The sequence below is a fragment of the Roseibium denhamense genome (assembly GCF_009711415.1).
Classification (GTDB): Bacteria; Pseudomonadota; Alphaproteobacteria; order Rhizobiales; family Stappiaceae; genus Roseibium; species Roseibium denhamense.
Genome location: NZ_SMLZ01000047.1, coordinates 1 through 1,202, shown reverse-complemented (window position 1 = coordinate 1,202; position 1,202 = coordinate 1). Strand labels below are relative to the sequence as shown.

The 1,202-nt window shown below is 48.3% G+C and carries 1 protein-coding gene; it reads right to left on the bottom strand.

All coding sequences use genetic code 11. The features are described from left to right. The coding region (locus tag E1180_RS00160; protein WP_196220474.1) for a sugar phosphate nucleotidyltransferase at positions 1-798 on the bottom strand (798 nt) is incomplete at its 3' end. Positions 799-1,202 lie beyond the last annotated feature (404 nt).

The window sequence follows — 1,202 nt, the reverse complement described above, 5'->3', positions numbered from 1 at the left end:
TACACCATAAGGGATCTGCATATCGTGCTCGCGCACACACATGGTTGCAATTGAGTCCGTTTCCCGATGAAAGTGCCGCAGGCTATTAAAATCCATATTGGTTACCAGATCGCCGTTCATCACCAGAAACGGCTCATCGAGCTTGTCCGCAATTAGTCTCAATGCACCTGCAGTACCGAGCCGCTCTCTTTCTTGAACATACTGGATTGATATGCCCCAGTCGGAACCGTCGCCAAAGTGATCGATAATTTTTTCACTCAGGTAACGGACTGAAATGTAATAACTTCTATATCCTTGGTTCCGCGTAACATCAATAATGCGCTCCAAAATGGGCTTCTCGCCAAGATGCACCATAGGCTTCGGAACGGTCTCTGTATGAGGTCGAAGCCGAGTCCCCATGCCCCCAGCCATGATAACAATCGGCGTGTTTCCGGTATTATCAGATACAACATCCTCAATCATGAACAAGCCGACAACGACTCCGTTTTCATCCACCGCCGGTACCCTCAGAACCCGCGTTTGCGAATTCATCAATTCGCGCAGTTCAACTAAGGACGCGTCGGCGCGTGCAGTCACGGGATCCCCGTTCAGGATTGAGGAAATGGGCGCATCAATTGATATCTTACGGAGAATAGCCCGGCGAATGTCGCCGTCGGTCACCACTCCCGCCAACCGCCCGGCACTATCGGTCGCGACAGCGATTTGCATAGCGCTTTTGTCGAGAACCTGTATCGCCTCCAAAATGCTCGCTTCAGAAGAAATCAAAGTAGGTTCAATAGGATGAAGTCGAATGATCATTACATCTTCCTCTATCATACGACACTGATCACTAGCCTAAGACGCAGTGGTTTTTCATGAATTCTTGAGTAAATTATTGCAGTCAGTTTACGATGCCGACCGATCCTGCGGGTATACAATGGATCGGTTAGGAGGAGAAGCCTTTTCAGCTAATGCTGTACCACCCCAAGTCTGCCGGAGAGGTTTTTTTTCAAGGAAAATGGAACGTTACCAAGTGCGTTTCCATTTAAAAGAGGACCTACTCGGCCTCCCATGAAGATGGGTATCCGTGTTTGGCATCAACGCCTATTGGACAGATTGGGTCGATTGGATAAGGGAGTGTTTTTGGCTCATCATTTCTAATCAAGGAGCAAATAATGAGACGAAAGAACGAACGTTTAACGGATGATGCGGATCGGGTTGTA